Below are 8,715 nucleotides of genomic sequence, written 5' to 3' on the forward strand. Positions count from 1 at the left end.
ATTGGAAATGGTCACGAATCCTGCGCTCATTATCTCTTATGAGCTTCAGACGACCAAAATGATCGTACTCATAAAATGTAGTCATATTATTCTGATCGGTTATTGAAGTAACCCCATATAACGGATCGTGAGTATAGGTAGTCATACGGGCTCCTAGCGGGACAAATCGGATATTATCTATTGGCTCTGTAGTACTGATAGATATGGTGTAAGTCCCTGAACCGTCAGTTACCTTTACCGGTTTTGTGTTAAATATCCAGCTATTACCTGTCTTAACCCAATAAGAAAGCTCGTATGCACCTCCGCTCAGACCAGAAAGTTCTTTTGTATAACCTCCTATTCTACTAAAATATCCTGTATGACAGTCACCTTCATTACTATTGCCATCGCCAGCTTCAAAGCCTGTATAGAAAACATCATTTCTTTTGGCATTTTCCACCTCAGCCAGCAGATAAGAATCATCATACCCCCAGATCAGGGAATGGACAATTTTATCACTCGCAGTAAACTGCTCGACATTGCCATAATCAGAGAATTTTTGGTTGTTCAAGAGCGTATATGTAGCACCTTTCTTAAGTTGTTGTTCTACCCTTACCGGCTCTATATAATTATGTTCTACAAAGAACCATGCCGTTTTTCTTCTTTCAAGCAATTCATTTTTATCGTTATAGCGTATTTGCTCAATTACGGGGTTGATGATATTGCGCTCCACCATAGAACCCGCTACATAACCGTCCGAGTTTTGAGTACCTAAATAATCATGTGGATAAGTGAATTTTGTAATTATGCTGTGCTGATCACTTTCCTGTGTTGTTATTTTGCTTACCTCATAGTTATTAAGGTTATACTCATAAGAAACTTCCCTGGTTACTTCACCCTGAAGGGTATAATGCGTCTCCGTTTTACTTTTTAAAAGCTTCTTGTAGTTTTCGTAATAAAAAACACCTATTTGGAATTCCCCTACCTCATCACAAGAAGAAAATGAATCGCTATCACCACCATAGGTACACAAAGGAGCTCCAGCTACAATACGCCTAATTGTAACATTGATCCAATCCTTTTCTCTGTCCTGCAAGTTATAATCATAAGATATCATTCTTACTTTTTCATTTCCTGATCTGAAAAAGGTTTCTGACAAATGGGTTCCATTAAGAAGTGACCCGGTTAAGGTTATATTCCCCCAAAACAGAGTTACCGGGGGGTCATTAGTAAATGTTTTGACGATTTTTCCATTACCGGCAACCCTTTTCTTATCAAGTTCTTTAATTACTACTCTACTATAACCTATGGCTGCTTTTATAGGTGAAGTGGTTGTACTGTAAGTAGAGTTGGAACGATTTATGATCACTTGCTGCTTGATAATCCGAGAAGCCCCCGGACTTCCAGGTTGGGCAGAGTTGGTACAATATGGAAAACTCTGATTATTAAAGTATTTAAACTTTCTGTTTTCTGCATAGTAAAGTGGAACCATGAGCTTACCACTTGTGGTCCCATCTTCATCCACATATTCGTATTGCTTTGTTGAGATGACCTCACCATCCGCGTCCAGGTTTTGGATCTGGCTAATGCGCAAGCCACCACCTATTGAAAATTCATGGGATTCCAGCACCGGATCATTTGCCTCAGTGCTAGAATACACAACAACAGCTTGTGCCAACGGCTCATAGCCTTGAAACCCCAGGTCATCCCTCACATTACATTTAATCACGTATTTTGCTGCCGGGAGTGTGAGTTTTTCATTCCATACTTTGTCGTAAACGTCATCGAAAAAGTGTTCTACGTCCCAGCGTTTATAAAGTGAAACACTGGCCGTCTCTGCATTTATTTTCAACAGGTAGACTGTGGTACCCTGCATTTGCTCAAAGGTAAATTCACCTCTTTTATTGTTAATATTTACCGTAATGTCAACGGTGGTTTCTTCTTTCAATGCAAACTCTGCTTCCGCTTCCTTTTCATAAATTTCCGCTGACGGGGTACCATCAGGATAGTTGAGGTCATAGATGTAAATATGCTGTCTTCCCGATTTAGCCACCTTGTTTTCTTCCTGGGCAGATAAGACCATTGAATTGCTAAAGGTATGAGGCTCAAATGTGAATGCCGTCTTCCCTTTGGTAGGATATGTTACTGATTGTAAACAACCAACAGTCATATATTCAGGATCTGCACCTCTGTTAGCTCCACTATACGGATCTATATCATTTGGAATCCTTATATACTTCTGAAACAGGGAAACTGAAAAAAGTGGTGGGATAAATGTTCTTTTGTTCGTATTCTCTCCATTATAATATCCCCAGTGATCTACCGCAAAAGAAGTTTTCCATGGCAGGGGTTTCTCTTCATTGTAGGTAAAAGTATGGGTTCTTTCCTGACCAGAAGTTGCTTTTTCCGTTATGCTCAATAACTTCATTCGCTTACTCAGATGGTCTTCATTCATGGCTATGGTTGAACTGCCATCTGCCCACCCAGGCGCCAGATAATTACCAGAAAGTTTTTCTCCCTGAAAATAATCATACTTAAAAAGGAACCTTTTGTTGCTATCGGTAAATTTATTGGCAACAACCACCTCGTCCAGCCTTCTCGCTCCGTCCCCCTTAAGATCACTCCTGTTGGCACTGAGCTTAAATGTTATTCGCTCAGTCTTAGACTCTATTTCCGTGAGGTAGAGGTTTTTAAGTGTTTCTGGAAAAACCTTTCTGTTCCAGGCTCCAAATTCTTCAAATATCACATTGTTAGCACCATGCAGCTCCTGCTCGCTGGCCGGGGGAAGAGCATGAATTAATCCAAAGTTTTTATACGTAAACTTCAGCCAGTCACCATCAGGCCTTCTGATCTCTGTTAAATACCAAGTGTTTATTTCTCGCAGGTAATTTGTCCCCTCTTGTGCGGCAAATGTGTATGCCACACCATCACCATCTGTAATCTTAAAACCCATACCGTCTATTACCTCAATTCTATAATTACCTTTGTCTCCATAAATTTTACAGACTGAACCTCCTCCGTATCTGTTCAGTGGCCGTGTTTTATAAAATTTAAAAGACATTCCCATACAATTTACACTATAAATATCCGGTTGACCGAGGCCATTGATAGCGCTTCGTATGACATTGCCCGGTGTTTGGTTCTTGTCACTATCTTCAAAAGAATTGGAGCAACTTGTGTTATGTGGCACATATTCATGCCCGACTGTAGGATAGATCTTTGATGGGTTAATATAATTAATCAGTTTTTCCCAATCCTCAATAGGTTCAATTTGATTTACAGCCTGGTCATTACCACCTACCGAAACATGCGTAATTCCGGCTATGGCCGACAACTGCCAACCAAGGCCTACCCATGTTGCTTCCTGATTTACCCTTACTCCTGAAGCATCATAATATAGGTTAATAGGAAACTCCAATTTACCTGATTTAATAGTGTGTAAAGGAATAGAAATATCAGGAGTTCCTGTATATTCTCCCACAGCCACTTCACCATATTTACCCAGGTTATCTGCAGTGGGAGATAACGGTATAATGTTAGGTTGAATCTCGTGTATAACATCCTGTCCTTGCAAGGGATGCAATATACAACTGTAATAAAAACATAACGTCAAAATTATTTTTGTGAAAAAACAGCAAAAGGCTGATGCCAATCGCAACATAATGCTTAAAGCCATGATATACAACTATGATCTGGAATGATAAAATATGGGGAGGATGCAAACGTATAAAACTCAGCCACAAGTTCAAAAAAATAATTGTATTTTAATACCAAAACCATCCATACAGACCTACTAGAACGCTAAACCAAATTAGTTGTTACTATAATACAATCTCCATAAATTGTCTACTCTTTTTCACTGGCAGCATAAGCAGACGGGGGTACGTTATAAGCTGCTTTAAAATGTTTGGTAAAATACTTCCTGTTGTTATACCCTACTTTATAAGCAACTTCTGCTACTGTCAACTGGCTTTCTTTCAGGAATTGGGCTGCCCGTTGCAATCTTATATTACGGATAAACTCTACGGGGGTGGTACCAGTCAATGACACCAGTTTTTTATAAAGGTGCACCCGGCTTAGCCCAAGCTCCTTGCTAAACATTTCTACCGTAAATTCAGGATCGGAAATATTTTCCTCTACTACTTTAATTGCGTTTTGTATAAGCTTATCATCCAGGGATATGATCTCCATTTCGCTGGTTTGTACGCTGATCTTTTTTTGGTATATCTCCTGGAGTACTTTTCGTTGCTGTATGAGGTTTTTAATCCTCGACAGCAATATTTCAAAGTTAAACGGCTTGGTTATATAGTCATCAGCACCTAAGGTGAGGGTTTTGATTTGCTTATCCTCTGCGGAATCTGCTGTTAGTAATACTACAGGAATATGTGAAGTTCGGGCATCTTCTTTTAGTTTTTTACAAAGTTCAATGCCGTTGAGCTCTGGCATCATCAAATCGCTAACTATAAGGTCGGGCATGCATGAAAGTGTTTTTTGCCACCCTTCTTTACCATTCCTGGCTTCATTCACTTTGAAATGTACGCTCAGGTTATCTTTCAGATAGAAGCGGAAATCTTCATTATCTTCCACCAGCAGAATCAATGGAGTATCTTCATTATGATCGTGCTCCGGCTCATGGTACTCCATATCACTCACTAGTCCATTGTTATTGACCAGTTTTTCCTGAGAGATCTCTGCCTTTTTTCCTACTTCCTCTACAGGTATACGTACTGTAAAGCATGTACCCTTGCCTGGTTCACTTTCTACGGCAATAGTACCTCCATGGATCTTTACAAATTCACGGGTGATAGCCAGCCCTATACCACTTCCCTGGTTGATCACACTGCCCGGTACATCACTCCTGAAAAAACGCTCAAAAACCCTATCCTGCTGCTCTTTTGGGATACCAATACCAGTGTCGCTCACTTTAATTTCGACCAGCTTCATGTCTTTTTCCTGGTCATGGAAATTTACTTCTATATCAACACGACCGCTCTCCGGAGTGAACTTAAATGCATTTGACAGCAGGTTAAAAAGGATCTTCTCCAATTTATCCATATCAAACAACACGTGCAGTTCTCCCTCTTCACAGTGAAAATGAAGTGTTACATTCTTATTTTCAGACAAGTCTGAAAAAGAATGTACAGATTCTTCAATGAATTTAATAATATTCCCTTCTGAGGTATGAAGACCTATGGTATCTACTTCAAGTTTACGGAAGTCCAGCAACTGGTTAAGCAGATTCAGCAACCTGCGGGCATTCCGGTTTATCATCTGATATTGCATCTTCTGATACTGACTTTGTGCATTAGCCATGAGTTTTTCCAGGGGTGCAAGTATCAGGGACAGTGGCGTACGGAACTCATGACTCAAATTGGTAAAAAACCTGATTTTAAGAAGGTCCAACTCGTGCATTTGCTGCGCTTCCCTTCGAGCCTGTTCTATCCTAAACTTCACTCTCTCTCGCTGAAGAATCTCCCTCCTTACCACATAAAGTATAGCAAGTATAACTAACACATAAAGTGCATACGCCCAATTGGTTTTCCAGAAAGGAGGCAGTACAGCAATGTCTATGCTGGCCGCATCACGCTCATTCCAAGTTCCGTCACCGTCGGAACTAATGACTTTGAAGGTGTAACTGCCCGGGTCAAGGTTAGTATAAGTTGCCCTCCTGGTTTCATCAGCCATACGCCACTGGTGATCAAAACCCTCCAGTTTGTACTGATATTTGGTTTTTCCGGGATGTAGAAACCCAATAGCAGCAAACCCAATGGAAAACACATTTTCATCATACTTCAAAGTGATTTTATCTGTAAAGGGAAGTGCTTTGGTAAGAATTGGCCTACCCTCGTGTTGCTCTCCTACTCTTAGGCTTTTATTGAACAATTGAAAATCGGAAAACACAATCTTCGGATTCTCTTCATTAATTTTTAGTTCTTTGGGATTGAAAATATTAAATCCGTTGGCTCCGCCGAATATCAATTCTCCTTTGTGGGTTTTTAGCGCCGCATTTTCATTAAAAACTTTTCCCTGTAGCCCATCGCTTTCGTCATAATTAACAAAACGAGCCTGTGAAAGATCATTTGCCCCCTCTATAATAAGGTTAGAAATCCCATTTGGTGTGCTAAACCAGAGACTATTGTGATCTTCCTCAAGTATAGTCAGGATTGTATTGTGGGGAAGTCCATCTTCGGAAGTAAACATATTTAATAATGTCGCATCCTTATCATAAACGTAGAGGCCTTGCTGCGTACCTACCCACATACGCCCGAGGGTGTCTTTGTACAGACTGATTATTGTGTGTGCAGGCAAAAGATATGGACCATCTGGATCTTCACTAAGGCGCTTAATCTTGTTAGTAGCCAGATCTATAATATCTACTCCTCCACCACCTCCCACCCATAGGTTACCCTCACTATCTTCAGCCAAAGCCTGTATATATTGAATATGCAATGCGCTATCGGTTCCTGTTGTACTCAGCCCGTAATGTATGAATTTATCTGTCTCTCTATCATACCGATCCAGACCATTTGATAATGTTCCTACCCATAGCGTGCCTTTTGAATCTTCAAAAAGCTCCCAGATATTGTTATCCGCTATACTTGAGGCATTTTCAGGATCCGCTTGAAAGTGGTGAAATTGCTTACCGTCAAAACGTTCAAGGCCTCCCTGGTATGTGCCGATCCATAGCATATTGTACTTATCGATCAACATACTTACAATCACATCACTACTAAGGCTTTTAGGATCACCAGGTTTAGCGGTATATTGGGTAAATGTATTTTCTGCCCTATTAAAGTAAACCAACCCACCTCCATTGGTTCCTATCCAGATATTGTCCCTGTAATCTGCAACAAAACGATTTACATCGTCATAAGGCAGGCTTCCTGGAGCAAGGAGGCTATGCTTGAAATGAGGGAACCTTTTGATCTTCTTGTGGTAGTAATTCACTCCCTTTTTGTAAGTCCCAACCCAAATAATATCCTGATTGTCTTTATATAAACAGTAAATACTGTTATGTGAGAGGCTGTTTTCTATCTCAGGGTGGTGTAGCAAATAATTGATCGATTTTGAGTTTTTATCAACCACATTGATTCCTCCATGATCAGTACCTATCCATATTTTACCATCAGCATCCTCTACAATTCCTGTTACCAGGTCAGTATTTAGCTTTATAGGACTCGATTTTTTAGTGTAATTGATAAATTGTTTATTACTTGATTTGAAATGAAATGCCCCTTTCGCTACAAATGGCCGGTAAATCCACAGGTCATTGTCGCTGTCTGTAATCATCTCAAAATTCCCCGTTTGCCCTTCGAATTGATCCACCAGATATGAGTATTGCTCAATTACTTTATAGGATTCTCCATCAACCTTTTGAAGCAGACCATTATTATGAATAAACCAAATGTCACCATTCCCATCCTGCCGTATTGAAGCAACAGTGTTTGACCCAATAGTATACTCCTTGTCTTCACCAAAGTGCATCGAAGTATGATCCTGACTGTTGTAACGGGTAACGCCCTGCCCTAAACTGATGAACCAGTAGATGTCATCATCAGTTTTGACAATACTTGTTATTGAAGCATCAATAAGGTTGTATTTTCTGGCATAACCGGAGATGTCATGCTCAAAGATTTCCAGTCTTGGATTGTAAATATTAAACCCTTGGGGAGTATTGATCCAAATATTACCGTCAGGGCCTTCATAAATATCTAATATAATAGTTGAATTGATTGATGTACTATCTCGGGGATCATTAATGAAATTTTGTATGGTATAGCCATTAAAAAGATTAAGCCCCGAGGAAGTTCCTATCCATATATAGCCCCGGCTGTCTTTGAGGATGCAATCAACCTGTCCGTGAGAAAGGCCATCATTTACATCAAGGTGTTCAAATTTATAAGGTACGGGCATTCGCAATTGTGCCACTGACTGTACAACCTGCAGGCTAAACACCAATGCCCATAAAACAAGTATGCTTATCTTCATCCTTACATTTGGGTTATTAAAAATTTCACATCTCAAGCCGGTAAAATTTGTGAGACCTGCTTCCCTTTTAAAGAGAGGGCATATCACCCGTTGATCCCAATAATTTACCCAATAAAAATCATTTGAACCTTACATAAATATACAACATGTTTGAGACACAAATAAATCTCCATGGCTTGACTTCGAGAGTTAAGCAGTATGACCGATATGGCCTATCACAAATCCTTTCAGCTTTACAATTATTCTGTCAATCACGCATAAGTCCAACTGACAGATATAGTGAACCGGCCCTGATAACCATGTCATCAGGTCAGTTACTGCCCTCTACCCCGGCCTTTAGTGAATTGAAGCTTCTTCAGACCAGCTACCGTGCCTACTTAGCCGGTATTGTACTATGGGGAAATACAAATAAAGGGTTGCGCCGGTCACCAAATATTAATGGTCGACCGTCTAAGTTATATTTTTTTCAATAAGTGTGTTGTCAACCAGGTACTCAAACTCTTTAAAATGTCGTTTGAGCCAGAAAGCAACTGACTTAACTTATTTTCAACATGTTTTCCTGTATCTTTTTCACAAGCTTTTTCCTTTGAAGATCCCGGCGAACACCCTAAAGAAAGCGTGCTTACAAGAGCAACACAGGAGAGAAACTGTAAACTTAGGTGAGTAGGTTGATTCATTACGTAAGGGTTTATAACTGCGCAATTTATCAAAATCCGATTAATATCCAATTGTTGCTGGTTGCTGGTT

Annotated in this window: 3 protein-coding genes; all 3 read right to left on the reverse strand. The window is 40.0% G+C overall.

Going from position 1 to position 8,715, the window contains the following annotated elements:
- Nucleotides 1-3,562 (reverse strand): hypothetical protein (locus tag E1163_RS17165; RefSeq protein ID WP_155173685.1); only part of this gene is annotated, 3,562 nt, incomplete at its 3' end.
- A 263-nt stretch (nt 3,563-3,825) separates the two neighbouring features.
- Entirely contained in the window at nt 3,826-7,968 is a 4,143-nt protein-coding gene (locus tag E1163_RS17170; protein ID WP_155173686.1) for a hybrid sensor histidine kinase/response regulator transcription factor, read from the reverse strand.
- A gap of 455 nt (nt 7,969-8,423) precedes the next feature.
- The coding region (locus E1163_RS17175) for a hypothetical protein (RefSeq protein WP_221418022.1) at nt 8,424-8,715 on the reverse strand (292 nt) is incomplete at its 5' end.

The sequence above is a fragment of the Fulvivirga kasyanovii genome (assembly GCF_009711405.1).
GTDB classification, from domain to species: domain Bacteria; phylum Bacteroidota; class Bacteroidia; order Cytophagales; family Cyclobacteriaceae; genus Fulvivirga; species Fulvivirga kasyanovii.